The 23,811-nt window shown below is 61.6% G+C and carries 24 protein-coding genes; 10 read left to right on the top strand and 14 right to left on the bottom strand.

Annotation, left to right across the window (positions count from 1 at the left end):
- Window positions 1–85: 85 nt before the first annotated feature.
- Window positions 86–1,597: an MDR family MFS transporter gene (locus tag NVB75_RS27465; protein ID WP_258344198.1), complete on the bottom strand. Its 1,512-nt coding sequence runs from the start codon at window positions 1,595–1,597 to the stop codon at window positions 86–88.
- A 73-nt stretch (window positions 1,598–1,670) separates the two neighbouring features.
- Entirely contained in the window at window positions 1,671–2,855 is a 1,185-nt protein-coding gene (gene pobA, locus NVB75_RS27460; protein WP_258348758.1) for a 4-hydroxybenzoate 3-monooxygenase, read from the bottom strand.
- A 189-nt stretch (window positions 2,856–3,044) separates the two neighbouring features.
- Between pobA and NVB75_RS27455 the strand changes: the two genes are divergently transcribed.
- Window positions 3,045–3,941, top strand: a complete 897-nt coding sequence (locus NVB75_RS27455; RefSeq protein WP_076015894.1) for a helix-turn-helix domain-containing protein — start codon at window positions 3,045–3,047, stop codon at window positions 3,939–3,941.
- Here the strand turns inward: NVB75_RS27455 and NVB75_RS27450 are convergent.
- Both NVB75_RS27450 and NVB75_RS27445 read right to left on the bottom strand, forming a co-directional pair.
- Complete coding sequence (locus NVB75_RS27450) at window positions 3,925–4,101, bottom strand: hypothetical protein (RefSeq protein ID WP_258344196.1); 177 nt, start codon at window positions 4,099–4,101, stop codon at window positions 3,925–3,927. The genes NVB75_RS27455 and NVB75_RS27450 overlap by 17 nt on opposite strands.
- A 100-nt stretch (window positions 4,102–4,201) precedes the next feature.
- On the bottom strand, window positions 4,202–5,107 hold the full coding sequence (locus NVB75_RS27445) for a LysR family transcriptional regulator (protein WP_258344194.1): 906 nt from the start codon (window positions 5,105–5,107) through the stop codon (window positions 4,202–4,204).
- 104 nt (window positions 5,108–5,211) lie between these two features.
- Between NVB75_RS27445 and NVB75_RS27440 the strand changes: the two genes are divergently transcribed.
- A complete protein-coding gene (locus tag NVB75_RS27440) occupies window positions 5,212–6,084 on the top strand; it encodes an MBL fold metallo-hydrolase (RefSeq protein ID WP_258344193.1) in 873 nt (290 codons plus the stop codon).
- A gap of 34 nt (window positions 6,085–6,118) precedes the next feature.
- Window positions 6,119–6,733 carry an NAD(P)-dependent oxidoreductase gene (locus NVB75_RS27435; protein ID WP_258344191.1) on the top strand — a complete coding sequence of 205 codons (615 nt, stop codon included), beginning with the start codon at window positions 6,119–6,121 and terminating at the stop codon, window positions 6,731–6,733.
- Between the two features lie 136 nt (window positions 6,734–6,869).
- Here the strand turns inward: NVB75_RS27435 and NVB75_RS27430 are convergent, their stop codons facing one another.
- The gene (locus tag NVB75_RS27430) at window positions 6,870–7,739 is read right to left on the bottom strand and encodes a LysR substrate-binding domain-containing protein (protein ID WP_258344190.1); all 870 of its coding nucleotides are present in this window, start codon (window positions 7,737–7,739) and stop codon (window positions 6,870–6,872) included.
- Window positions 7,740–7,850: 111 nt separating this feature from the next.
- Here NVB75_RS27430 and NVB75_RS27425 point away from each other — a divergent pair, with 111 nt between their 5' ends.
- The 4 genes from NVB75_RS27425 to NVB75_RS27410 all read left to right on the top strand — a co-directional run bounded on the left by NVB75_RS27425 (window position 7,851) and on the right by NVB75_RS27410 (window position 13,421).
- The gene (locus tag NVB75_RS27425; RefSeq protein WP_258344189.1) at window positions 7,851–9,476 is read left to right on the top strand and encodes a 5-guanidino-2-oxopentanoate decarboxylase; all 1,626 of its coding nucleotides are present in this window, start codon (window positions 7,851–7,853) and stop codon (window positions 9,474–9,476) included.
- Window positions 9,473–10,915, top strand: coding sequence for an aldehyde dehydrogenase family protein (locus NVB75_RS27420; RefSeq protein WP_258344187.1), 1,443 nt, complete (start codon window positions 9,473–9,475; stop codon window positions 10,913–10,915). Before NVB75_RS27425 ends, NVB75_RS27420 begins: the two co-directional genes overlap by 4 nt.
- Window positions 10,916–11,163: 248 nt before the next feature.
- Window positions 11,164–12,348: a cyanate transporter gene (locus NVB75_RS27415; RefSeq protein WP_258344185.1), complete on the top strand. Its 1,185-nt coding sequence runs from the start codon at window positions 11,164–11,166 to the stop codon at window positions 12,346–12,348.
- Between the two features lie 137 nt (window positions 12,349–12,485).
- A complete protein-coding gene (locus NVB75_RS27410) occupies window positions 12,486–13,421 on the top strand; it encodes a LysR family transcriptional regulator (RefSeq protein ID WP_258344184.1) in 936 nt (311 codons plus the stop codon).
- Window positions 13,422–13,531: 110 nt separating this feature from the next.
- Here the strand turns inward: NVB75_RS27410 and NVB75_RS27405 are convergent, their stop codons facing one another.
- Together NVB75_RS27405 and NVB75_RS27400 are read right to left on the bottom strand one after the other, a co-directional pair.
- Complete coding sequence (locus NVB75_RS27405) at window positions 13,532–13,894, bottom strand: 5-carboxymethyl-2-hydroxymuconate Delta-isomerase (RefSeq protein WP_258344182.1); 363 nt, start codon at window positions 13,892–13,894, stop codon at window positions 13,532–13,534.
- A gap of 170 nt (window positions 13,895–14,064) precedes the next feature.
- The gene (locus tag NVB75_RS27400; protein WP_167662740.1) at window positions 14,065–15,000 is read right to left on the bottom strand and encodes a LysR substrate-binding domain-containing protein; all 936 of its coding nucleotides are present in this window, start codon (window positions 14,998–15,000) and stop codon (window positions 14,065–14,067) included.
- Window positions 15,001–15,061: 61 nt separating this feature from the next.
- On the opposite strand from NVB75_RS27400, the gene NVB75_RS27395 reads away from it, so the two are divergent.
- Complete coding sequence (locus tag NVB75_RS27395) at window positions 15,062–15,307, top strand: hypothetical protein (protein ID WP_258344178.1); 246 nt, start codon at window positions 15,062–15,064, stop codon at window positions 15,305–15,307.
- Here NVB75_RS27395 and NVB75_RS27390 read toward each other — a convergent pair.
- The 6 genes from NVB75_RS27390 to NVB75_RS27365 all read right to left on the bottom strand — a co-directional run bounded on the left by NVB75_RS27390 (window position 15,262) and on the right by NVB75_RS27365 (window position 21,516).
- Window positions 15,262–16,587 (bottom strand): MFS transporter, encoded by a 1,326-nt coding sequence (locus tag NVB75_RS27390; RefSeq protein ID WP_017479218.1) that lies wholly within the window; start codon window positions 16,585–16,587, stop codon window positions 15,262–15,264. The two genes, NVB75_RS27395 and NVB75_RS27390, sit on opposite strands and share 46 nt — an antisense overlap.
- 59 nt (window positions 16,588–16,646) lie before the next feature.
- Window positions 16,647–17,969, bottom strand: coding sequence for an MFS transporter (locus NVB75_RS27385; RefSeq protein WP_003211904.1), 1,323 nt, complete (start codon window positions 17,967–17,969; stop codon window positions 16,647–16,649).
- 75 nt (window positions 17,970–18,044) lie between these two features.
- Complete coding sequence (locus NVB75_RS27380; protein ID WP_309149023.1) at window positions 18,045–18,923, bottom strand: SMP-30/gluconolactonase/LRE family protein; 879 nt, start codon at window positions 18,921–18,923, stop codon at window positions 18,045–18,047.
- A gap of 69 nt (window positions 18,924–18,992) precedes the next feature.
- The gene (locus NVB75_RS27375; RefSeq protein ID WP_010176558.1) at window positions 18,993–19,925 is read right to left on the bottom strand and encodes a 3-keto-5-aminohexanoate cleavage protein; all 933 of its coding nucleotides are present in this window, start codon (window positions 19,923–19,925) and stop codon (window positions 18,993–18,995) included.
- An 83-nt stretch (window positions 19,926–20,008) separates the two neighbouring features.
- A complete protein-coding gene (locus tag NVB75_RS27370; RefSeq protein ID WP_010176559.1) occupies window positions 20,009–20,797 on the bottom strand; it encodes an SDR family oxidoreductase in 789 nt (262 codons plus the stop codon).
- Entirely contained in the window at window positions 20,794–21,516 is a 723-nt protein-coding gene (locus NVB75_RS27365) for a GntR family transcriptional regulator (protein ID WP_003211913.1), read from the bottom strand. The genes NVB75_RS27370 and NVB75_RS27365 overlap by 4 nt, the downstream gene beginning before the upstream one ends.
- Window positions 21,517–21,650: 134 nt before the next feature.
- On the opposite strand from NVB75_RS27365, the gene NVB75_RS27360 reads away from it, so the two are divergent.
- The gene (locus tag NVB75_RS27360) at window positions 21,651–22,043 is read left to right on the top strand and encodes a VOC family protein (RefSeq protein WP_258344173.1); all 393 of its coding nucleotides are present in this window, start codon (window positions 21,651–21,653) and stop codon (window positions 22,041–22,043) included.
- A gap of 120 nt (window positions 22,044–22,163) precedes the next feature.
- Here the strand turns inward: NVB75_RS27360 and NVB75_RS27350 are convergent, their stop codons facing one another.
- The gene (locus NVB75_RS27350; RefSeq protein WP_017479223.1) at window positions 22,164–22,310 is read right to left on the bottom strand and encodes a hypothetical protein; all 147 of its coding nucleotides are present in this window, start codon (window positions 22,308–22,310) and stop codon (window positions 22,164–22,166) included.
- A gap of 198 nt (window positions 22,311–22,508) precedes the next feature.
- On the opposite strand from NVB75_RS27350, the gene NVB75_RS27345 reads away from it, so the two are divergent.
- Complete coding sequence (locus tag NVB75_RS27345) at window positions 22,509–23,801, top strand: MFS transporter (protein ID WP_258344171.1); 1,293 nt, start codon at window positions 22,509–22,511, stop codon at window positions 23,799–23,801.
- Window positions 23,802–23,811: the final 10 nt, after the last annotated feature.

Below are 23,811 nucleotides of genomic sequence, written 5' to 3'. Positions count from 1 at the left end.
GCGGTGTATCAGCCAGCCTATTTATCAGCTGACAGACCGCATTCGCGAGCAAGCCCGCTCCCACATTTAATCTTCATTGTTTCAACTATTTGGCCTTGTCTTCCCGCCCCCGTAACACCCGATTAGGCATGGCAATCGCCGCCGCCAACCCCAACAACGACACCCCGGCACTGACCATCAGCAAATGCCGAAAGGTAATCAGCAACTCCCCCCGCAACGCATCCTGCGCCGGCCCAGGTGCCGCATTCAGACCATCCAGCAGCACATTCCCGGAACTCCCCTCAGCCACCAACGCCCCACTGGCCAAGTGCGCAAAACTGGAATCCTGCAACAACGCCAGCAACAGCGCCGACATACACGCCACCCCGACCGCCCCGCCCAGGGAACGGAACAGGTTGGTGGTGCTGGTAGCCACCCCAATATCCCGCTGTTCCACCGAATTTTGCGTGCCCACCAGCGAAGTCGGAAACTGCATCCCGGCGGCAATCCCACACAGCAACATAAACAAACTGGTCACTGCCACGGCCTGAGGCGCACTGAGGGCCATGCCGAGAATCGCGACTGGACTCAGGAAAGCGCCAATCAGAATCATCGGCTTATAGCGTCCAGTCACCGAGGTCATACGCCCGGCGAAGTACGCCCCCATCGGCAAGCCCATCGCCAGCGGCAGCAAATGCAAAGCGGCGCTGTCGGCACCGGAACCGGTCACGGTCTGGTAACGCAGCGGCATCAACACCGTCAGGGAAATCGCCTGGAAACTGGTAAAGAAAATCGTGCACCAACACAACACCGCACTGCGGTTGGCGAACAAGTGCATCGGCAACAACGGCTCCCGCGCCCGACGCTCGTGCCACACAAACACCGTCAACGCCACCAGAGCGCACGCCAGCAAGCCCAGCACTTCATCGTCGCGCCAATGATGACCCTGGCCAATTTCGGTGATGCCCAGCAACAGCGCCGTCAAACCGACGATCATCAGCACAGTGCCGAGGTAGTCGATCACTGGCTTGCGCTGCGGCACCGGCAGCCCCACCAGCGTGCGATGGGCCACCCACCAGGCGCCCGCGCCCAGCGGCAGGTTGATCAGGAACACCCAGCGCCACGACAGGTACTCGGTCATGTAACCACCCAACACCGGGCCGGCGACGCTCGCCACCGCGTACATGCTGCTGAAGTAACCCTGGTAACGCCCACGCTCACGGGGCGGAATGATGTCGCCGATAATCGCCTGGCTGACCGAAATCATCCCGCCGGCACCGATGCCCTGGAGGATCCGCGCCAGCACCAACTGCTCCATGCTCTGGGCCATGCCGCAGAACAGCGAAGCAAGGGTGAACAGGCCCATGCCGATCAGCATCATCGGTCGGCGCCCGTACAGGTCGCCGAGCTTGCCGTAGATCGGCACCGCCACGGTCATCGCCACCATGTAGCCGGAGATCACCCAGGCCAGCAGGTTGACGTCATGGAACTGAGCGGAAATCGCCGGCATGGAGACGGCGACGATGGTCTGGTCCAAGGCCCCGAGAAAGATCGCCATCATCAAGGCGACAAGGACACTGCGAACAGCAGGTGTGGCGGGCTGATTGAGGTTGGTCACGGCAGAACCTGCGAGCAAGGCCCGCGGGAAAAGGAAGCCCGCAGGAATGCTCGTCAGTGTACTAGATAGCTGGCTATTCGATAGCCTCGTAAGGAAGCCCGACGTAATTTTCTGCAATGGTTTTACGCCCGGCTTCGGAGTCGACGAAGTATTCCAATTCGCTCTGGGCGATGCGCTGGCTGAAGCCGTCCGCCTCCGGGAATTGGTGCAACATCGAGGTCATCCACCAGGAAAACCGTTCGGCCTTCCAGATCCGCCGCAGGCAAATCTGCGAGTACTTCTCCAGCAATTCCACCCTGCCCTCGCGGTACACCTTGAGCAAAATATTGAACAAGGTGCTGACATCACTGGCCGCCAGGTTCAGGCCCTTGGCGCCGGTGGGCGGCACGATGTGCGCGGCGTCGCCCAGCAGGAACAGGCGACCGTATTGCATCGGCTCCACCACAAAGCTGCGCAGGGGTGCGATGCTCTTTTCGATGGACGGGCCCGTCACCAGTTGCTCGATCAACGACGTAGGCAGGCGGGTTTTCAGTTCATCCCAGAAGCGCTCATCGGACCAGTCGTCAACCGTCTCATCGGCCGGCACTTGCAGGTAATAGCGGCTGCGGGTGGGTGAGCGCATGCTGCACAGGGCAAAACCGCGCTCGTGCTTGGCGTACACCAGTTCATCGTGGATCGGCGGGGTGTCGGCGAGAATGCCAAGCCAGCCGAACGGATACACCCGTTCAAAGACTTTCAACGCTTCAGAGGGAATCGACTGACGCGCCACACCGTGAAAACCGTCACAGCCGGCGATGTAATCGCAGTCCAGCCGATACTGTTCACCTTCATGCTCGAAGCTCAGCCACGGCTCTGCGCTTTTCAGATCATGAGGCTGAACGTTGCTGGCTTGGTAAAACGTGCTGGCGCCGCTGGCCTGACGAGCGGCCATCAGGTCGCGGGTGACTTCGGTCTGGCCGTAGATCATCACCGTCTTGCCGCCGGTCAGCGCCTTGAGGTCGATGTGGGTCAGTTGCCCATTCAGTGCAAGCTCAAAGCCATCATGGACCAGGCCTTCGGCATCCATCCGCGCACTGACGCCGGCCTGGCGCAACAGGTCGACCATGCCTTGCTCCAGCACCCCGGCACGGATGCGCCCTTGCACGTAATCCGGGGTCTGGCGCTCTAGAATCAGGGTTTCAATCCCGGCCTCGTGCAACAGTTGGCCGAGCAGCAGTCCCGAAGGACCGGCGCCGATGATGGCGACTTGGGTTTTCAGCGTTTTCATTATTTTTATGGCCCGCAAGCTTCACCCGAACGTATCCGGTGAAAGAGTTGTCATTGAAGGTGTTGCTGACATTTTTCACTTGAGTGCCCGGCATAAGAAGGTGAAAACTGAGCCCAAAGCTGCGCTTTTCGCCAATTGGGGCGATTACCGCACAATTATCCCGAAGTATCGGATGAAGCCATGACCAAAACTGCCAGTGCCGCGATTCCAGTATTCAAACTCTACGGTGAGAGCCAGCAATGGCCGACCCCGGATTTGTTGCACTGCGAAACCATCTCCCGGCGCAGCCGTGAGTACCAGTGGGAAATCCAGCCCCACAGGCATGCGGACCTGTGCCAATTGCTCTACGTGCACAAGGGCCAGGCGCAACTGGAGATTGAAGGACAGCGCAGCACCCTGAGCGAAGCAACGCTGCAGGTGCTGCCGCCGTTGTGCGTGCATGGTTTTCGGTTCTCCGAAAACGTCGAAGGCTTTGTGGTGACCCTGGCCGCGCCGCTGATGGCACACCTGCAGGGGCAACTGGGCGCGGCGCTGGATGGCCTGAATGCCCTGGGCAGCTACCCTGCCGGCAACGACAGTGACTACCTCAACAGCCTGTTTGCGCGGTTGCAGGACGAGTACGCCAGCGATCAACCGGCACGGGACATGATGATGCACGCGCTGGTCAGTGTGCTGCTGGTGTGGATCAGCCGACAGGCCATCCAGCGCCGGCATCCACGGGCGCCCCGGGGCCGCGAATACTTCCGCCGGTTCACCCAGTTGGTGGAACAGCATTACCGCGAACACCCGAAAATCGAAGACCTGGCCCACAAGCTCGGGATCTCGGTCTCACACCTGAACGGTACATGTCGGGAATTGGGCGGGCAGCCCGCGCTGCAGATCATGCACGACCGCCAATTGCTGGAAGCCAAGCGCCTGCTGACCTACACCAGCATGACCATCAATGAGATGTCGGAAGTGCTGGGTTTTTCCGACCCGACCAACTTCTCGCGACTGTTTCGTCGGCGCGTCGGGTTCTCCCCGAAAGCGTTTCGGGAGCAGTTGAAAGCCGACCAGGACGCTAGCGCAGCGAACTGAAGGCGGCCACGTGGCCAACGCATTGACCGTGATTGCAGCTGGAGGCGAAGCCCGGCTGCATGCGGGTCTGTTCGACGCGGTAGGCGGCAGTGCCATAGAGCGCTGTGGCGGCGGCGCACAGGGTGAAAATCATCAGGTACTTTCTTGTTTTGATCGACATGATGCTGACCTCTGACCGGATCAAGAAGGTGCTTTGATAAGCATAGGTCAACTGAGGCAAGTCGCCATTATCGGGCGACATTCAACCTGTTTATGTCGGCTCAGAGACCGACGTCCCACACCGGCTCCTCCGGAAACCTCAACACCAGAAAATCCAGCAGGCTGCGCAGCGCCGACGGCATGTGCTTGCGCGAGGCGTACACCGCGTAGATGTTCATCTGCTGCGGCTCGGCGTCGGGCAACAAGCGGATCAACTCGCCACTGCGGATGTAGTCGCCGGCCTGATAACTCGGCAACCGCGACACCCCGGCCCCCGCCAGCGTCACCCTTAATAAAGTGCTGGCCTCATTCGCACTGATATTGCCCTGCACCGGCACCGATACCGGTTCGCCGTTTTCCACGAAGTGCCACAGGCTTTTGCCGAAGTAGGAGTGGGTCAGGCAATTGTGCCGGGCCAAGTCTTGTACCTGTCGGGGGTGCGGATGCTCCAACAGGTAAGCGGGCGATGCGCAGATCACCGAACGGCACAGCGTGAGGCGGCGGGCGATCAGGTTGGGATCCAGTTCAAAGCTGGTGCGGATCGCCAGGTCGATGCGTTCGTCCACCAGGTTCACCGTGCGATCGAGCATCTGCATGTCGATGCTGACCAGCGGGTAGCGCTTGACGTATTCGGCCATGGCATCGGCCAACTGCGCCTGGCCGAAGGAGGTGCTGACGCTCAGGCGCAGCAGGCCACGGGGTGCTTCGTCCGGTTCGCTGACGGCGGCCTGCATGTCGCTGCACAACTCCAGCATCTGTCGGCAACGGGGCAAGGTTTCGCTGCCGGCGGCGGTCAGGCTGAGTTTGCGGGTGGTGCGGTGCATCAGCCGCGCGCCGACCCAGTCTTCCAGCTCCGCCAGGTAGCGCGATACCACCGGGCGTGATAAGTCCAGATGATCGGCCGCTGCGGATTGGCTGCCCAAGTCCACCACGGCCACAAACACGCGCATTGCTTGAAGACGATCCATGATTTGCCCGCTTTTAGAAACAAACTATGTCCAAGCATCGCATTTTTTGTAGCGTTTGGTGCAACTAAGCTCTGTCCACACCTTACCGATGACTGGAGCAGCACATGTTTGGATTCTCCCCGCTCAAGCGCGTGGCCCTGGCCGCCGCCACCCTGGCCTTCGCCGCCCACGCCACGGCTGCCGACCTGACCCTGGATGCCTACAACCCGGGCGAGACCGCGATGATGCCGGTCACTTCGGTACTGGTCAGAGGCGACAAAGACGCGATCCTGGTGGACGCCCAATTCGGCAAGACCCAGGCCGAGCAACTGGTGCAAAAAATCCGCGCCAGCGGCAAGCGCCTGACGACCATCTACATCAGCCATGGCGACCCGGACTACTACTTCGGCCTCGACACCCTGACCGCCGCCTTCCCCCAGGCCAAAGTCGTGGCACCGCAGCCGGTGGTGGACCATATCAAGGCCACCGTTGAACACAAACTGGCGTTCTGGGGCCCGAAACTGGCGGCCGACAAGCCCGCCAAAGCGGTCATCCCGCAGGTACTTGAAGGTCACAGCCTGACCCTCGAAGGCAAGCAACTGGAAGTGATCGGCCTGGATGGCGCACAACCGGACCGCACCTTTGTGTGGATCCCGTCGATCAAGGCAGTGGTGGGTGGCGTGGTGGTCTCCGAGAACATTCATGTATGGATGGCCGACACGCAGACCGCGAAGTCCCACACCGATTGGCTGGCAACCCTGCAACGTATCCAGGACTTGAAACCGCGCACCGTGATCCCGGGTCACTACCTGGGCACACCGTCGCTCAAATCCGTAGCGTTCACCGCCGACTACATCAAGGCGTTTGATGAAGAAACCGCCAAGGCCAAGGACTCTGCCGCCCTGATCGCGGCGATGAAAAAGCGTTACCCGAACCTGGGCGACGAAAGCACCCTGGAATTGGGCGCCAAAGTCGCCAAGGGCGAAATGCAGTGGTGAGTCGATTCAACCCTTAACCGTACTGGAGAACGTCATGAGCAAGATCGCAATCATTGGTGCCACCGGTCGTGCCGGTAGCCAACTGCTGGAAGAAGCGTTGCGTCGCGGGCACACCGTCACGGCCATCGCTCGCAATACCGACAAAATCGGCGTGCGCCCTGGGGTCATCGCCAAGCAAGTGGATGCACTGGATGCCCAGGCGCTGGAACAGGCCATCCGCGGCAACGACGTGGTGATCAGCGCGGCGCACTTCGCCACCCTGCCTGCGGAAGCGGTGATCAACCCGGTGAAAAAAGCCGGCGTGAAGCGCCTGCTGGTGGTGGGCGGTGCCGGTTCGCTGCTGTTGTCAGGCGGCAGCCGAGTGATCGACAGCCCGGGCTTCCCGGAAGAATACAAAGCCGAAGCCAGCGCCGGCAGCGTCTTCCTCGACACCCTGCGTCAGGAAAAAGACCTGGACTGGACCTTCCTGTCGCCTTCGGCGGAGTTCGTCGAGACCGCGCGCACCGGAAAATTCCGCCTGGGCCAGGATGAATTGCTGGTGAGCAGTGAAGGCCGCAGCTGGATCAGCTTTGCCGACTTTGCGATTGCGCTGATTGATGAAGTGGAAACGCCGAAGCATTCGCGCCAGCGGTTTACCGTAGGTTACTGAGCCCTCGTACCGGCGTTCGATCGTTCCCACGCTCTGCGTGGGAATGCATCTTGTGACGCTCCGCGTCACGGCTCCTAGAGCGGACGCAGAGCGTCCAGGGTGGCATTCCCACGCAGAGCGCGGGAACGATCATTTATTAAGCCTGCGCCTGGCTCACCAACCAATCCATAAGCTGCTCCAGCCCCGCCGAGGGCTCAGTCCCCGGCGGGTACACCAGGTAATACCCCATCCCCGTCGACACCCGCAGTTCAAACGGCGTCGCCAACCGCCCCGCCTTGAGATCCTCGCCAATCAGCGCGCTGTCGCCAATCGCCACTCCGGAGCCTTGGGACGCCACCGTCATCGCCAGATCCAGCGTTTCAAAATGATGCCCCTGGGCGAGATTGCTCAAGCGTGTATTCGCTGCCTTCAACCACAATGCCCAATCCCGTTCGTCCCGCGTAGGGTGCAGCAGCACCTGTTGCTGCAAGTCGGCGGGCGTGTGCAAACCACCGAGCAAGGCCGGCGCGCACACCGGTGTCAGGCGCTCATCAAACAAATGCCGGGCCTGGGCCGACTGCTCGGCAATCGGTGCGTAGATCACCGCGGCATCGAACTGTTCACGGCGAAAGTCGACGGTGTAGGCCACGGTGGTGGTCAGTTCCACCGGCACGTCCGGGCGTTCTTGCTGCCACTGCATCAGGCGCGGTAACAGCCAGCGCATCACGCAGGTGGAAGCCTTGAGCTGCAAGGTCTCGCGGCGGGTGCCGATCTGCTCCACCGCGTCACCGATCAGGCCGAACACCTGCTGCGCCCGCAGCGACCATTCACGGCCCTCTTCGGTCAGGCTCAAGCCACGGGCCTGGCGCTGGAACAGCGCATAACCGAGATGACTTTCCAGCCCGGCAATCTGCCGGCTCACCGCCCCCTGGGTGATGTGCAATTGCTCGGCGGCTCGGGTGAAGTTGCAGCACTGGGCCGTGACCCAAAAGGTGTGCAAGGCCGGCAACGGCGGTAAGCGTTTCATAAGGGCGCAGCCATGACGTGAGGACATGGCTAGTATGACTTTTTATCGATTGTTGCCGCTATGGGCCAGCCGTTCCAATACGGGCCTTTATCAACAATAAGAGCGACGACAATGGCGACCTGCGGCGAAGTATTGGTCAACCTGCTGGAAGGCTACGGCGTGGACCAGGTGTTCGGCATTCCCGGCGTGCACACCGTGGAACTCTACCGGGGCCTGGCGCGCTCAAGCATCCGCCACGTCACCCCGCGCCACGAACAGGGCGCCGGTTTCATGGCCGACGGCTACGCGCGCACCAGCGGCAAGCCCGGCGTGTGCTTCATCATCACTGGCCCCGGCATGACCAATATCACCACCGCCATGGGCCAGGCGTACGCCGACTCGATCCCGATGCTGGTGATTTCCAGCGTGCAGTCCCGCAGCCAGCTGGGCGGCGGGCGCGGCAAGCTGCATGAGCTGCCGAACCAGGGCGCGATGATCGCGGGCGTGGCGGCGTTCTCCCATACCTTGATGTCGGCGGCCGAATTACCCGGTGTGTTGGCCCGGGCGTTTGCGCTGTTCCAGGCCGGGCGTCCGCGCCCGGTGCATATCGAAATCCCGCTGGATGTGCTGGTGGAAAACGCCGACGCATTGCTCGGCAGCGAGCCGGTCAGCGTTTACCGCGCCGGTGCTGCGCCGTCGGCGGTCAAGCAGATGAGCCAGTTGCTGGCGGCGGCGAAACGTCCACTGATTCTCGCCGGTGGCGGTGCCATCGACGCAGCACCCGAGTTGACGCAACTGGCCGAAGCCCTCGGCGCGCCGATGGCGCTGACCATCAATGCCAAGGGCATGCTGGCGTCCAACCACCCGCTGCTGATCGGCTCGACCCAAACCCTGGTCGCCACCCGCGCCTTGGTCGCCGAGGCCGACGTAGTACTGGCGATCGGCACCGAGCTGGCAGAAACCGACTACGACGTGACCTTCGCCGGCGGCTTCGACATTCCCGGCGCCCTGCTACGCGTCGATATCGATTCCGACCAGACCGTACGCAATTACCCACCGCAAGTCGCGCTGGTGGCTGACGCGCAAATCGCTGCACAGGCGTTGCTCGCCGAGCTCGGCAACAAGCCTTTGGCCGCCCGCGACAGCAACTGGGGCGCCCACCGTGTCGCCCGCCTGTGGAGCGAACTGGAACCCACCTGGGACGCCGCCACCCGCGCGCAAACCCTGTTCCTCAACACCGTCCTGGACGAGTTGCCCGACGCCGTACTGGTAGGCGACTCCACCCAACCGGTGTACACCGGCAACCTGACCCTGAACCTCGACCACCCGCGTCGCTGGTTCAACTCCTCCACCGGCTACGGCACCCTCGGCTACGCGTTGCCGGCGGCCATTGGGGCGTGGCTGGGGCGCGGCAACGGCGCACCGGTGGTGTGCCTGATCGGCGACGGCGGTCTGCAATTCACCCTGCCGGAACTGGCCAGCGCCGTGGAAGCGCGCACGCCGGTGATCGTGCTGCTGTGGAATAACCAGGGCTACGAAGAGATCAAGAAATACATGGTCAACCGCGCCATCGAGCCGGTAGGCGTGGACATCTACACCCCGGACTTTATCGGCGTGGCCAAGGCATTGGGCTGCGCTGCTCAGGCCGTGCACGGTGTTGAAGAGCTGCGTTGCGCATTGCGGGCCGCCACGGATCGCCAGGGGCCGACGCTGATTGAAATCGACCAGGGACTTTGGATGAAGGCGGTGGCGGTATGAGCACGGTATTGAACGGGCTGTATATCAATGGTGTGTGGCGTGCGGGCCATGACGTGCTGGACGTGATCAACCCGGCGACCGAGGCGACGTTGGCTCAAGTGAACCTAGGTGATGCAAGTGCGGTGACCGAGGCCGTCGGTGCCGCCAGCGCTGCATTCCCGGACTGGTCGAAAAGCAGCGGGCGCGACCGCGCGGCACTGCTGCGCAAGATCGCCGAGGGCGTAAGCGCCCAGCGGGATCACCTGATGCACCTGCAATCGAGCAACAACGGCAAGCCGCTGTTTGAGGCAGGCATTGACGTGGACGACGTGATCGCCACGTTTGAGTATTACGCCGGTGTGGCCGACGAAATGGACGCCACCCAGGACCATCCGGTGGCACTGCCCACTGAGGATTTCAGCGCCCGCGTACGCCGTGAACCCTGCGGCGTGGTGGGCCTGATCGTGCCGTGGAATTTCCCGATGGTGACCACTGCCTGGAAACTCGCCCCGGCGCTGGCGGCCGGTTGCTGCGTGGTGCTCAAGCCTTCGGAAGTCACACCGTTGGCGGAGCTGGAACTGGCCAGGATCATCGCTTCGGTGGGGCTACCTGCCGGTGTGTTCAACCTGGTCTGCGGCACTGGCCTGGCGGTGGGCGCGCCGATGGCGGCCGACCCTCGGATCGCGAAAATCTCCTTCACCGGCAGCAATGCTGTGGGCGTGCAAGTGATGCAGCGCGCAGCGGAAACGGTCAAGGGGGTGAGCCTGGAACTGGGTGGAAAATCGTCGTTGCTGGTGCTGGCGGATGCCGACCTCGACCTGGCCGTGGAACTGGCCTGCGGCGGTGGTTTCTTCAACGCCGGGCAGATGTGCTCTGCCACCAGCCGGGTGTTGGTCGCCGACGAATTGGCGGACGAGTTTCTGACCCGTTTGCAGGCCAAGGCCGAGAATATTCGCGTGGCGGACCCGTTTGCCGAAGATGTGGAAATGGGCGCGCTGGTCAACCGTGCGCAGTACCAGCGGGTGCTGGGGCATATCGAGCGTGGCGTGCAAGCCGGCGCGAAGTTGCTGTGTGGCGGCGGGCGCCCGGCGGATTTGCCTCACGGTTATTTCATTCGCCCGACGGTGTTTACCGAAGTGCCGTTGGACAGCGCGTTGTGGAACGAAGAAATCTTCGGCCCGGTGCTGTGTGTGCGCAGCTTTGCCAATGAGGCCGAGGCGGTGGCGCTGGCCAATGACAGCGAGTTTGGTTTGGTGGCCAGCGTGCTGAGCCGCAACCCGGAAGCGGCTGAGCGGGTGGCCAATGCATTGCAGGTGGGCCTGGTGTGGATCAATGCGCCGCAGGTGATCTTCCCGCAAGCGGCGTGGGGTGGTTACAAGCAGAGCAGTATTGGCCGGGAACTGGGGCCGTGGGGGTTGCAGGCGTTTCAGGAGATCAAGCATGTGATCCGGGCGGTCTGAAAACCACCACACAACACTGTGGCGAGGGAGCTTGCTCCCGCTGGAGTGCGAAGCGCTCCCAAAAATCTTGGGGGCCGCTGCGCAGCCCAGCGGGAGCAAGCTCCCTCGCCACAAAAGCTCTTCTCACCACAAGAATCCTTGGCACAAAAAGCCCTCCCGCATTTTTTCAATAGCCCCAACGACTTTCTCATTTGCTCCCCTCCCCCACGCCCGGCCTAATGCTGCCCTTGTCAGTTCAAGGCTCGCCCATGGAAAACGTCCGCGCAAAACCCGCTACCGCCCTTTGGCTGATGATCAGCGTCGTGCTGGTCGCCCTCAACCTGCGCCCTTCAATGGCGGCCGTCGGCCCGTTGTTGTCGTCGATTCGCGCCGATGTGGCCCTGAGTTTCAGCACGGCCTCCCTGTTGACCATGCTGCCGGTCATGGCCATGGGCCTGGCAATGTTTTTTGGCATGGGCGTGGCCAAGCGGTTCGGCGAACATCGCAGCATTGTGCTGTCGCTGGGGGTGATCGGCCTGGCCACTGTCTCCCGGTTGTTCCTGGACTCGGCGGTTGAGCTGATCCTCAGCGCCATCGCCGCCGGCGTAGGCATCGCGATGATCCAGGCGCTGATGCCCGCCTTGATCAAGTCGCGCTTCAGCAACAACGTTTCCCTGTTCATGGGCCTGTACGTCACCGCGATCATGGGCGGCGCGGCCCTGGCCGCTTCGTTCTCACCGTTTATCCAGGTGCAAACCGGGAGCTGGCGCATCGGGCTGGCGATCTGGGCGGTTCTCGCCGTATTGGCGCTGGTGTTCTGGTACGCCCAACGCTCATTGCCGCCACTGCCCCACGCCGGCGCGGGCCAACAGGAGTCGTTCTTCGGCAATCGCCGGGCCTGGCTGCTGGCGATCTTTTTCGGCCTCGGCACCGCATCCTACACCTGCGTGCTGGCCTGGCTCGCGCCGTACTACGTGGAGCTGGGCTGGAGCGAGCAGAATGCCGGCCTGTTGCTGGGCTTTTTGACGGCCATGGAAGTGGTCTCCGGCCTGATCACCCCGGCCATCGCCAACCGCCGCCAAGACAAGCGCGGCGTGGTCGCGGTGCTACTGGTGCTGATCATCGCCGGCTTCTGCGGCCTGATCATGAGCCCGCAGCACCTGAGCCTGCTGTGGCCGTGCCTGCTGGGCCTGGGGATTGGCGGGTTGTTTCCGATGAGCCTGATCCTGTCCCTCGACCACCTCGACAACCCGCGCCGCGCCGGTGGCCTGACCGCCTTTGTGCAGGGCATCGGCTATTTGATCGCCGGTCTTTCGCCGCTGATTGCCGGGATGATCCGCGACCAACTGGGCAGCTTCGAGTGGGCCTGGTGGTCACTGACGGCCGTGGTGGTGGTGATGCTGCTGATCGTGCTGCGTTTCGACCCCCGGCATTACGCGCGGCATATTCGCTGAGGTCGTGTTGTAAACATTATTTGTCTCACCTCAAACAGAGAAAGGTCCGACAGAGCTTTCTATTGGTACGAGCGTTCCGTTAACATTTTGTATTGTCTTGTACCGAGTTCGGTACAAAGCGCTTGCGGACGGAACGGATGCTAAACAGCAACTTGCTTAGAAAGCTCGATATGCAGGACCTGATGGTGTTTGTCGCTGTTTACGACCAAAGCAGCGTGACCGACGTCTCCGAAACCCTGTTCGTCAGCCAGTCCACCGTGAGCTACAGCCTGAAGAAGCTGCGCACCAGCTTCGAAGACGAGTTGTTTATCAACACCCGGGCGGGCATGCGCCCTACGTACAAAGCCGCCACCATGTACGGGCATGTGCAGAAAATTCTCGAAAGCATCAACCTCTGTCATGCCGGCAGCCAGGCCTTCGACCCGACCCAGAAGGCCGTGACCTTCAACGTCTGCGCCCCCGAATACTTCGAGCAACTGATCCTGCCGCGCCTGCTGAAAAACTTCGATCACGCCGACCTGCCGGTGATCGTCAATGTGCAGAAGCTCGAAACCGAGATCCCGGCCGAAGCCTTGCGCGACGGGCGCCTGGACTTGGTGATCTGCTTCGGGCCGCACTTTCATCGTGAGCACAAGGACATCAAGACCCAGATGCTGCTGGAGGACGACCTGGTGTGCGTGTTCGACAAGCACTCGGCGCCACGGGAGCCGGCGTTCAGCCTGCAATCCTTCGTCGCCCGGCGCCATGTGTTCCCCACGCCCTGGAGTTCCGACACCAACATGATCGACGGCTGGCTCGCGCGCCAGTCCCGCAAACGCCAGGTGATCGCCCGGGCCAACAGCTACAGCGCGGCGCTGAAGATGATCACCGGCACCGACTTTATCGTCACCCTGCCCCGTCGGGTGCAGAAGCTGCTGGCGGACAAAACCGTGTTCGGCCATTGCGAAGCGCCGAACGGTTTGCCGGGGTTTACCCTGGATATGCAGTGGAATGAACACAGCGAGCAGGACAGCGCCAACACGTGGTTCAGGGAGCAGGTGGTGAAGGTGTGTGCGGATCAGGGGTTGCTATAACTTTTTTGTAGGAGCGAGCTTGCTCGCGAAGAACGTTAACGATGACACGGGCATTCAGGATCCCCGCGTCGTCTGTTAGTTTTTCGCGAGCAAGCTCGCTCCTACAGTAGTTAGCCGATGGTGACTTTGCTGTAGGAATCGCGATCCATGTCTACCAGCAGGACGCTGAGTTGCACCTGCAAATCCGCCGGCCATTCGCCCAGGTCCTGCAGCGCTGCCAGCAGGCTTTCCGACAACTGCTTCTTGACCTGTGGTGAACGCCCGCTGAGCAGCGACAGCTTTAGCGCGATGAACGCGCGCGGGCTCAAGGACGTGCCCACCTGGAACGTCTCCACCTTCAGCGCACGGCTTTTGATATCGAACTCGGAACCGAACTGCCCGGACGCCATCAGCACGTTGTTGAGCCGCAACAGGGTTTTCTCAACGGCCAGGTCTGTGAGGTTGGCGGTGTATTCCAGATGCAGATGCGGCATGAAAAGCTCCGAGTTGTTGTAGGAAAAGAGTCATACATATAGCACGAGGCCGAAACGATTCAGACCGCTTTCAATGTAAAACTTCGGTCAAACCGCGCAACGAACGATTTTCCCGGATCGCCACGATCACCAATACCGCCGAAGTCAGCGCCCCCAGTACCAACGCCGTCTCAAGATTTGGGGGCGACTACCGGCAGCATGTCCCGCTCGCTCATGAACGCCTCGAGCCGCGAACGCATCCAGCGTTCTGCCGGGTCGGTGTCCACGTGGCTGAGCCAGACCATGGACAGGTCCAGAGTCGGGGTTTCGAACGGGAACGGCTCGCAGAACAGATTCCCCCCGGCAGCCATGGCCTGGGCGGTATAGTCCGGCAGGCTGGCAATCATGTCGGTGCCGGCGAGCAGCGCCGGCAGCGCGCTGTATTGCGGCACCGAAAGCACCACGTGGCGTTTGCGACCGATCTCCGCCAGCCATTCATCGGCAAACCCGGACACGTTGGCGGTGTGGGACACCAGCACATGGGGCCGTGCGCAGTATTCATCGAGGGTCAGGGGTTTGTCCGAGGCGTCCGCCCGCAGCAGACAAGGGCGGATATGCCGCAACAGCTTGCGCTTGGCATTCGCCGGCAGGCCGCGGGTCTGGGTGATGCCGACGGTGATATCGCCGGAAGCCAACAGGTCCGGGATGCGCCAGTAGTCCACATGCTGCACCACGAACACCACCTGCGGTGCCTCCTGGCGCAACGCCCGCAGCAACGGCGGCAGCAGGCCGAACTCGACGTCATCGGACAGGCCGATGCGAAAGGTCATGGTGCTGATGGAGGGGTCGAAATCGTGGGTCAGGCTCAAGGCCGACGACAAGGAATCGAGGGCCGGCGACAGGTGCTTGATGATTTCCTCGGCCCGCGCGGTGGGTTCCATGCGATGGCCGACGCGAATAAACAGCGGGTCATTGAACAGTGTGCGCAGGCGATTGAGGGCCGAACTGATGGTGGGTTGGCCGAGAAACAGCTTCTCCGCCACCCGGGTGACATTGCGCTCGAGCATCAAGGTTTCAAAGACCACCATCAAGTTGATGTCGGCCTTGCGTAATTCATTGCGATTCATCGGCGCCCGCCCCACTGCCCTGGATAAGCCGCAGTTTAGAAACACCCGGGGCCCTGCGTCTATGCGCACACTGTTCAACACGGGCCTTTGGGACTATAAAGCAGCTTCCAAGGCTTGTGAGAACACCATCGTGCTGGTCATTTCTGCCTTGAGCATCCTGCTCGCCGGGATTTTGCTCTGGGCCATCAAATTCGTCGCTCACCCTACCGCCAGGACACTGTTGCGGGTATTTGTCGGTTTATGCCTGGCGGCCGTCGTGGCTTATCTGGTGCTGGCTTCGGGGTTTCCGACCTCATTGCTGGTGTGATCAGGCTCCTGCCCCTGGCGCAAACGCAAGGCGGCCAACGCGGCCACCACCAGCACCACGGCAATCACTTTCAAGCCGTTCATGGCATTGCCGGTGCTCATTTCGATCGCGCCCATCACTGAGGGCCCGACAAACCCGCCGAGCAACCCGCAGGCGTTGACGAAGCCCAGCCCGCCCGCCAGTGCCACACCCTTGAGGCGTGAAGCCGGGTAGAGAAAGATGATCGACTGCACCACAAAGAACATCACCGCCGACACACAGAAGCCCAGCAGGCTGAATACCGGCCCGGACACCGAGGCAATCCCCAACCCCAACGCCATGGTCAGCAAGCCGGTAATCAACAGCCGCCGGGCACGGGTGGGCGTGGTGGCAAAACGCGGCAGCAACACCGCTCCGGCTGCGGCTGCGATCCACGGCAATGACGTCAGCAAGCCGACGCTCATGGTGCTCAATTCCCCGTACTTGCTGATGATGCTCGGCAGGAAAAAGATCACGGTGTAGATGGTGATCTGATGGCAAAAATACACAAAGATCGCCAGCAGGATCTGCGGGGTCAGCCAGTTCTTCAGGGAATGCCCACCCTCGCCTGCGCCCTCTTCGGTCTCCATCGCGATGCGCTGTTCAATCCCGCGCGCCTCTTCGGCCGAGAGCCACGGCGCCTTGCTCGGACGATCCGGCAACTTGCACCACACCACCCAGGCAAATGCTACTGCCGGCAAGCCTTCGAGCAGGAACATCCACTGCCAGCCGTGCCAGCCGAGGATGCCGTCCATGCGCATCAACGCCGCGCCCACTGGGCCGCCGATGATGTTGGCAAAACACACGCCGAGCAGGAAATACCCGGTGGCCCGCGCCCGTTGCTCGCGGTTGAACCAGTAGGTGAGGTACAGCATCACCCCGGGAAACAGGCCGGCTTCGGCAATGCCCAGCAGCAGGCGCAGGATATAGAACGAAGTTTCACCCTGGACAAACGCCATGGCCGCCGAAATCAGGCCCCAGGTCACCATGATCCGCGCAATCCAGAACCGCGCGCCGACCTTGTGCATGATCAGGTTGCTGGGGATTTCCGACAGCGCATAGGTCAGGAAAAACAGCCCTGCGCCCAGGCCATAGGCCGCTGCTGAAATCCCCAGGTCAACGTCCAGATGGTGCTTGGCCAGGGCGATGTTGGTGCGGTCCAGAAAGCTCAGCACATAGGCGATGATCAACAAGGGCATCAACTTGACGAACATCAGTTTGTTCAACTCCCGTGGTTCACGGGCAGTGTTGGCAGTCTTCATCGGGCACTTCCTCTTGGCGCCCCGCCAGCGCAACGGCTGGGGGACGCATCGGTGTTGTTCTAGGGTTCGAGTTGCGCAACCAGCGCCGGCGGGCGATGGGAAAACAGTTGCAGCAGCGCCCCGCCCAGGGCACAACCGGCCATCACGAAGAAGCACACCGTGTAGCCGTGCAAGGTGGTCCAGCCGCCGCCCATGGCAATCAGGCTGCCCATCAGCACCGGCGCCAGGCCGCCGCCGATAAACATCGCGGTAGTGATGATGCCGTTGGCGGTGGAGGTCGCCGACGGCTCGGCCGAGTCGCAGGCCACCGCGTAGTAGATCGGCCACACCGCATTGGCCACCAGGCCGAACAGCAGTTGCACGACGATGATCAGGGTCAGGGTGTTGGCGAAGTAGAACGCACCGACACTGGCGGCCATCCACACGCCGCAGATGATCAGGGTGACGCGCCGGCCAATGATGTCCGACAGCGACGGCCACACCAGTTGCCCGAGAATCCCGGTCAGGGTGAACACCACGCTCATCCCCGCCGACTCGGCCAGGGACAACCCGGCGATGTTGTAGAGGTAGGCTGGCAGCACGATGTTGACGCCCATGTACACCACTTGGGTCAGCATCGTGTTACCCGCCGTCAGGGCGATATTGCGATTGCGCAACGTGGCGATAAAGGTGCGCCAGGCATGGCCCTTCACTTGGCTGGCGGGTGCGTTGTCCGGCGGGGTCATGCCCTTGGCGGCGATATCGACGTACAGCGCGGTGATGCGTTCGGCGGTGGAGTAACGCGCCCAAAAAATCATCAGCGGCAACGCCACCACAAATGCGAAGAAGAACACGTAGCGCCAGTTGTCTTCGCCAAAGGTGCTGATGACAAAGCTGGCGACAATGCCACTGAGCATGGCGCCAATCGGGTAACCGGTATGGTGCGCACCGAGGGCAAAACCACGACGTTCCACCGGCCACCATTCAGCGGTGTTGCTCACACCCACCGGCTCGCCCCAGCCTGCGCCAAGGTTGACGCCGACCCGCAGCGCAATAAAGGTCGCGAGGTTGCCGCTCAGGGCCTTGAACCCGGAGAGAAACGAGATCGCCGTGTAGCCCAGCACCAGCGGCACCTGGAACCGCGCACGCTTCCAGCCACCGCCGTAGCGGTCACTCCACATCGAGCCGGGAATATCCAGCAGGGCCAGGGCGAGCATGATCACTGTGGCCATGGTGCCCCACTGATCGGCCGACAAATCGAAATGCTTGGAAATGGTCGGCCCCAGGCGCAGCACGATCTCACGGTCGTAGGCGTTGAGGATCCAGATCATCCAGCACACCAGCAGCGACACCCAAGAGTGCCGATGGATACTGCGCAGCGAGGCTTTTTTCAAGGTTGCCATGGGTTTCTCCAGGCGCGCGAGGGCGCGCACTGACGCAAGGTTGCGGAAGGAATGTGCCTTGTTGAAAAAAACGCGCTAGCTGGCGAACCGTCGCTCGGCTATTCCTTGCACGCCCAGCCCGGTGATCGCAAAAAGCGCCCCGCGCTGCTGACCGTCGGCCGGGAAACGCGGCAACGGTGGCTTGGCCATGGAGGTGACAAACAGGGTGTCCAGGTTCGGCCCGCCGAAGGTCAGACTGGTGACCTTTTTCACCGGCATCTGGATGATCCGGTCGACCTGGCCGTCGGGTGTGTAGCGCACCAGTTTCCCGGCGTAGACCAGCGCCTGCCACAGGCAGCCTTCGGCATCCACGGTGCAGCCGTCGGCGGCGCCACCGCTGCTGGTATCGACCTTGGCGAAGGTGCGTCGATTGCTCACGGCCCCCGTGGCGAGGTCGTAGTCATAGGCCCAGACCTCCCCGGACCAGGTGTCGCAAAAGTAGAAGGTGTCGCCCGACGGGCTCCAGCACGGGCCGTTGGACACGATGATGCCTTCGTCCAGGGCGTGCAGGCTCAGGTCCGCGTCGAGGCGGTAGAGCTTGGCGCTGGCGCTGTCTTCGAGGGTGTCCATGGAGCCGAAGACAAAGCGGCCCTGGCGGTCGACCTTGCCGTCGTTGAGGCGGTTGTTGGGCAGTGCGGGTTCCGGGTCGATGACCAGCGTCTGTTCGCCGCTGTTGAGGTCGAGCAGATGCACGCCGTTTTGCAGGGCGACGATGGCTTGCTCGCCGCTATGCCGCAGGGCCATGGAGCCGATTTTCTGGCCCACGTCCCAGGCGCGCAGTTCGCGGCCATCCTCGGTGCAGCGCAGGATCCGGCCGTCGGCGCTGTCGATCCAGTACAACCGTTGTTGCTCGACGTCCCACACCGGGCCTTCGCCCAGGGTGGTCTTCACGTCCACAAGCACTTCGATACGCATGGTGTTATCCCCTTTTTTGTTGTTGTGCGGGATGGACATGGCCGCGCCGTGACGCGGCCGGTTTATCACTTAGAAATTGACCTGGTCGCGCCCCTTGAGCCCGAGGATTTCCCGCGCTTCATCCGGCGTAGCGACCCGGTGGCCGAGGGCTTCAATCACTGTGCGAATGCGCCGAACCTGGTCGGCGTTGGACGCGGCCAGTTTGCCTGGGCCATCCCACAGCGAATCTTCCAGGCCGACTCGGGCGTTGCTGCCCATGGACAGGCCCATGGTGGCCAACGGAATTTGCCCACGGCCGGCGCCGAGGATCGACCACACGTAGTCGTCGCCAAACAGCCGGTCAGCAGTGCGGCGCATGTGGGCCAGGTCTTCCGGGTGGCCGCCGATACCGCCGCGCAAACCGAATACCGACTGGATAAACAGCGGCGGCTTGAGCAGGCCGCGTTCCAGGAAGTGGGCGGCGGTGTACAGGTGGCCAATGTCGTAGCACTCGATTTCAAAACGTGTGCGGTTTTCGGCGCAGGAATTGAGGATGTGGGTAATGTCGCGGAAGGTGTTGCGAAAGATCCGGTCGTCGCTTTCTTCCAGGTACGGACGCTCCCAGTCGTGCTTGAACTCGGTGAAGCGGTTGAGCATTTCGTACAGGCCGAAGTTCATCGAGCCCATGTTCAACGAGGCCAGTTCCGGCTTGAACTGCATCACCGGTTGCAGGCGTTCTTCGACGCCCATGGTCGGCGCACCGCCGGTGGTGATGTTGATCACCACGTCGCTGGCGGCTTTGATCTGCGGCAGGAATTCGGCGAACAGCGCAGGGTCCTGGCTGGGACGGCCATCGATGGGATCACGGGCATGCAGGTGAACAATAGCGGCGCCGGCTTCGGCGGCACCGATGGCGGCATCGGCAATTTCCTGCGCGGTAATCGGCAAATGCGGCGACATCGACGGCGTATGGATGGCACCGGTGACGGCGCAGGTGATGATTACAGGACGATTTTTGGACATGACGACTCTCCGACTTTTATTCTTATGAAAAAAAATCCCGGGTGTGGCTTGTGTGTTCTTCCTTGGCTAAACGCTGATGCGGCCTACAGGTACTCGACGTTACCGTCGACACTGATCGCTTGGCCGGTGACATTGCGGGCGGCGGGCGAGCAGAGAAACAAGGCCATGGCCGCGACGTCTTCGGCGGTGACCATGCGCTTGAGGGAGATCTTGTTGAGGTATTCCTGGCGCATCTCGGCTTCCGGTACGCCGACCTGCTCGGCACGGGCGCGGATCACGCCGTCCATGCGCGGGCCTTCGACGATGCCGGGCAGCAAGGCGTTGACGCGGATGTCGCTTTCGCCCAGCTCCGAGGCCAGGGATTTCATCAGGCCGACGATGGCCCATTTGGTCGCGGCATACGGCGTGCGCCAGGCGTAGCCAAGACGGCCCGCAACCGAGGCGATATGCAGCAGATGGCCGTGGGACGATTCCTTGAGCATCGGCACCGCGTGGTGGGCAAAACGGTATTGCGCCGTCAGGTTGATGTTGATCGTGGCTTGCCACTCGGCATCGCTGATGGCGTCGATGCCGCCGGTGGGACCGGCAATCCCGGCGTTATTGACCAACACATCCAGCCCGCCAAATTGCTCGCGCTGCACCTGGAACACCGCCTCGATCTGCGCGGCATCGCTCACATCGGCACGGGTTGCGACAGTGCCCGGGTACTTGTCGCGAAACGCCGCCAGGGCCGGTTCGCTGACATCACACACATGCACCTTGGCACCCGCCTCCAGATAGGCCGCCGCCAACACTTCACCGATACCGGCAGCCCCGCCGGAAATCAACACACGTAACCCAGGATAGGGCTGCAGCCGCTGTAGGACACTCATGCACGTTTACCTCCTGAAACAGACGACCGCGAACGGTCGTTCTTGACGAGCAGGCGCGCCAGGGAATCGGCGGCCTGCATGATGTCATCGGTCACGGCAGCGCGGGCACCGGCACCATCGCGGGCGGCCAGGGCTTCGACGATGCGCGTATGCGCCTCCATCGAGCGCTGCAAGTGAGCTTTGTCGGGAGCGACCAGGGCAAAACACGGGCCCATGTGCAGCCAGAAGTTTTCCACGGCGGCCATGGTCAATTCGGCCTGAGCGACGGCATAGATCCGACGGTGAAAGGCGAAGTTGGTCCACAGGTAGCGGGAAACGTCGACTTCGTCGGCGGCTTGTTGCATCTGCTGGCAGAGGTCGGAAATTTCGTCGAGGTCGGCTTTTTCCAGGAGCAGCACGGCTTTTTCTGCCAGCAAACCTTCCAGGGCGACCCGCGCATCGCGAATTTCCCGCAGGCGTTCGACCGTCATCATGCGGACCCGCAGACGGGAGGTTTCGGTGACTTCAAAGGCGTTTTCGGCGCTGAGGCGCTGGAGGGCTTCGCGTACCGGCATGGGGCTGGAGCCAAGGGCTTCGGCGAGGCCGCGGATGGTGAGTTTCTGGCCGGGCTGGAAACGACCACTCATCAAGGCTTCACGGATCTGGCGATAGACCTGGTCTTGCAAGGTATCGCGGGACACCTGGCGCAAGGTCGGAAGGAGAAGCGGGCCATCTGTCATGAGTCAAAACCTGTGTTATCGTTCTTATGGCTCCAATATGTGATCACAAATCAAATATGTCAAATAGTTTCCCGTTGACCATGAGTGTGACGCTGACTTAAATGGCCTCTCTCTCAAGCAAGGAACGCTGAACTATGAAATTCGCCTACACCATCGTCTATGTGCCGGACGTCGCTGCCTCCCTGCTGTTCTTCGAAAAAGCCTTCGGTTTGAGTCGTCGTTTCCTGCATGAATCGGGGACGTATGGCGAGTTGGAGACGGGTGGCACCACCCTTTCCTTTGCGGCCCATGAGTTGGGCGAGATGAATTTCGAGGGCGGGCATATCGAGGCGCATGCCTCACAGCAGCCGCTGGGGATGGAGTTGGGGTTTGTTACTGAAGATGTGTCAAAGGCCCATGCCAGAGCGCTGGCGGCAGGTGCGAATGAGCTTGCTGCGCCGAGCACCAAGCCTTGGGGGCAGGTGGTGTCGTATGTGCGGTGCCCGGATGGGACGCTGGTGGAGTTGTGTACGCCGATTCAGAACTGAAGAAACACTGTAGGAGCGAGCTTGCTCGCGAAGGTCGTGAACGATAACGCGGGAAACCAGGTGCCCCGCGTCGCCCTCAGGTTTTTCGCGAGCAAGCTCGCTTCTACAGAAAACAAGGACTCAGGGCTTGAGCGGGCGCTCCTGGTCTCGCTCGGACAGCTCCGTGCCATCGTCCGGATGCTTCCAGGTCTGCGGCTTTTCTTCCTCGCGACGCTGCCTGGCGCGCTCCTGCTCCAACTCATCACGTTGCTTGTGTTCGTTGCTCATACCCACCTCCCGTCCATAAGAATTGGACACAATGGAGAAGCATAGATGAGGGAGCGGTTTTGTGTGATCCCAGCCATTGATAACCAAGGCGCATCAATACATGTAAATAACTCACTTATCATTTCTAAATGTGTCAGCCACTATCCGCGGTCTTAAGCGAAACAAGCACTTTAAAAAGAACGCTGGAGACACAAAAAAATGCAAAATCCTTCACGGCCTGACTCTGCCCGCTCCAAAGTCGGCGCGGTCTTTCGCGTCACCTCCGGCAACTTTCTCGAACAGTTCGATTTTTTTCTGTTCGGTTTCTATGCCACCTATATCGCCGCTGCCTTCTTCCCTGCCGCCAATGAATTTGCGTCATTAATGATGACCTTCGCCGTGTTCGGCGCAGGCTTTTTGATGCGTCCGCTGGGCGCAATCATCCTCGGCGCTTACATCGATGATGTGGGCCGCCGTAAAGGCTTGATCGTGACCCTGGCGATCATGGCCAGCGGTACCCTGCTGATCGTGCTGGTACCGGGCTATCACACCATTGGTTTGTGGGCACCGCTGCTGGTGCTGGTGGGCCGCCTGTTGCAAGGCTTCTCGGCCGGCGCAGAACTGGGGGGTGTGTCGGTGTACCTGGCCGAAATGGCCACACCGGGCCGCAAGGGCTTCTACACCAGCTGGCAATCGGGTAGCCAGCAGATCTCCATCGTGGTCGCGGCCGCCCTGGGTTATGGCCTGAACCAATGGATGGAACCGGCGGTGGTTGCCGATTGGGGCTGGCGCATTCCGTTCGCCATCGGTTGCGTGATCATCCCGTTCATCTTTTTCCTGCGCCGCAACCTGCAGGAAACCGAAGAGTTTGCCAACCGCAAGCACCGCCCTACCATGCGCGAAGTGCTGGCCACCCTGGTGAAGAACTGGACCATCGTCATCGGCGGCATGATGATGGTGGCAATGACCACCACCGCCTTCTACCTGATCACCGTGTACGCGCCGACCTTCGGCAAAACCGTGCTCAACCTGACTACCTCCGACGCCCTGCTGGTGACCTTGCTGGTAGCCGTGTCGAACTTCATCTGGCTGCCCATCGGCGGCACCCTGAGTGACCGTTTTGGCCGCAAGCCGGTGCTCATCGCCATGACCGCCCTGACTGTGCTGACCGCCTACCCGGCACTTTCCTACGTGGTCAATGCGCCAAGCTTCGCGCACATGCTGGAAACCCTGCTGTGGTTCTCCTTCCTGTACGGCATGTACAACGGCGCGATGATCCCGGCCCTGACCGAAATCATGCCGGTGGAAGTGCGCGTGGCGGGCTTCTCCCTGGCGTACAGCTTGGCGACCGCCATTTTCGGTGGTTTTACCCCGGCGATTTCCACCTGGTTTATCCACGAGACGGGCGACAAGGCATCGCCGGCCTACTGGCTGATGTTCGCCGCACTGTGCGCCCTGTGCGCGACGTTTGCGCTGTATCGCCGCGCCAGTGCCCGTCTGCAAGTTGCCTGAGGAATCACGC

It is taken from the genome of Pseudomonas sp. CBS (assembly GCF_024734645.1).
GTDB lineage: Bacteria > Pseudomonadota > Gammaproteobacteria > Pseudomonadales > Pseudomonadaceae > Aquipseudomonas.
Note: the sequence above shows the minus strand (reverse complement) of the source record. Positions and strands in the feature narration are given on the sequence as shown.

Bases quoted from the DNA above. Each gene is read 5' to 3' on its own strand.
- NVB75_RS27455 (WP_076015894.1), top strand. From the start codon at position 3,045: ATGACCAAAACTGCCAGTGCCGCGATTCCAGTATTCAAACTCTACGGT.
- NVB75_RS27450 (WP_258344196.1), bottom strand. From the start codon at position 4,101: ATGTCGATCAAAACAAGAAAGTACCTGATGATTTTCACCCTGTGCGCC.
- NVB75_RS27445 (WP_258344194.1), bottom strand. From the start codon at position 5,107: ATGGATCGTCTTCAAGCAATGCGCGTGTTTGTGGCCGTGGTGGACTTG.
- NVB75_RS27440 (WP_258344193.1), top strand. From the start codon at position 5,212: ATGTTTGGATTCTCCCCGCTCAAGCGCGTGGCCCTGGCCGCCGCCACC.
- NVB75_RS27435 (WP_258344191.1), top strand. From the start codon at position 6,119: ATGAGCAAGATCGCAATCATTGGTGCCACCGGTCGTGCCGGTAGCCAA.
- NVB75_RS27430 (WP_258344190.1), bottom strand. From the start codon at position 7,739: ATGAAACGCTTACCGCCGTTGCCGGCCTTGCACACCTTTTGGGTCACG.
- NVB75_RS27425 (WP_258344189.1), top strand. From the start codon at position 7,851: ATGGCGACCTGCGGCGAAGTATTGGTCAACCTGCTGGAAGGCTACGGC.
- NVB75_RS27420 (WP_258344187.1), top strand. From the start codon at position 9,473: ATGAGCACGGTATTGAACGGGCTGTATATCAATGGTGTGTGGCGTGCG.
- NVB75_RS27415 (WP_258344185.1), top strand. From the start codon at position 11,164: ATGGAAAACGTCCGCGCAAAACCCGCTACCGCCCTTTGGCTGATGATC.
- NVB75_RS27410 (WP_258344184.1), top strand. From the start codon at position 12,486: ATGCTAAACAGCAACTTGCTTAGAAAGCTCGATATGCAGGACCTGATG.
- NVB75_RS27405 (WP_258344182.1), bottom strand. From the start codon at position 13,894: ATGCCGCATCTGCATCTGGAATACACCGCCAACCTCACAGACCTGGCC.
- NVB75_RS27400 (WP_167662740.1), bottom strand. From the start codon at position 15,000: ATGAATCGCAATGAATTACGCAAGGCCGACATCAACTTGATGGTGGTC.
- NVB75_RS27395 (WP_258344178.1), top strand. From the start codon at position 15,062: ATGCGCACACTGTTCAACACGGGCCTTTGGGACTATAAAGCAGCTTCC.
- NVB75_RS27390 (WP_017479218.1), bottom strand. From the start codon at position 16,587: ATGAAGACTGCCAACACTGCCCGTGAACCACGGGAGTTGAACAAACTG.
- NVB75_RS27385 (WP_003211904.1), bottom strand. From the start codon at position 17,969: ATGGCAACCTTGAAAAAAGCCTCGCTGCGCAGTATCCATCGGCACTCT.
- NVB75_RS27380 (WP_309149023.1), bottom strand. From the start codon at position 18,923: ATGCGTATCGAAGTGCTTGTGGACGTGAAGACCACCCTGGGCGAAGGC.
- NVB75_RS27375 (WP_010176558.1), bottom strand. From the start codon at position 19,925: ATGTCCAAAAATCGTCCTGTAATCATCACCTGCGCCGTCACCGGTGCC.
- NVB75_RS27370 (WP_010176559.1), bottom strand. From the start codon at position 20,797: ATGAGTGTCCTACAGCGGCTGCAGCCCTATCCTGGGTTACGTGTGTTG.
- NVB75_RS27365 (WP_003211913.1), bottom strand. From the start codon at position 21,516: ATGACAGATGGCCCGCTTCTCCTTCCGACCTTGCGCCAGGTGTCCCGC.
- NVB75_RS27360 (WP_258344173.1), top strand. From the start codon at position 21,651: ATGAAATTCGCCTACACCATCGTCTATGTGCCGGACGTCGCTGCCTCC.
- NVB75_RS27350 (WP_017479223.1), bottom strand. From the start codon at position 22,310: ATGAGCAACGAACACAAGCAACGTGATGAGTTGGAGCAGGAGCGCGCC.
- NVB75_RS27345 (WP_258344171.1), top strand. From the start codon at position 22,509: ATGCAAAATCCTTCACGGCCTGACTCTGCCCGCTCCAAAGTCGGCGCG.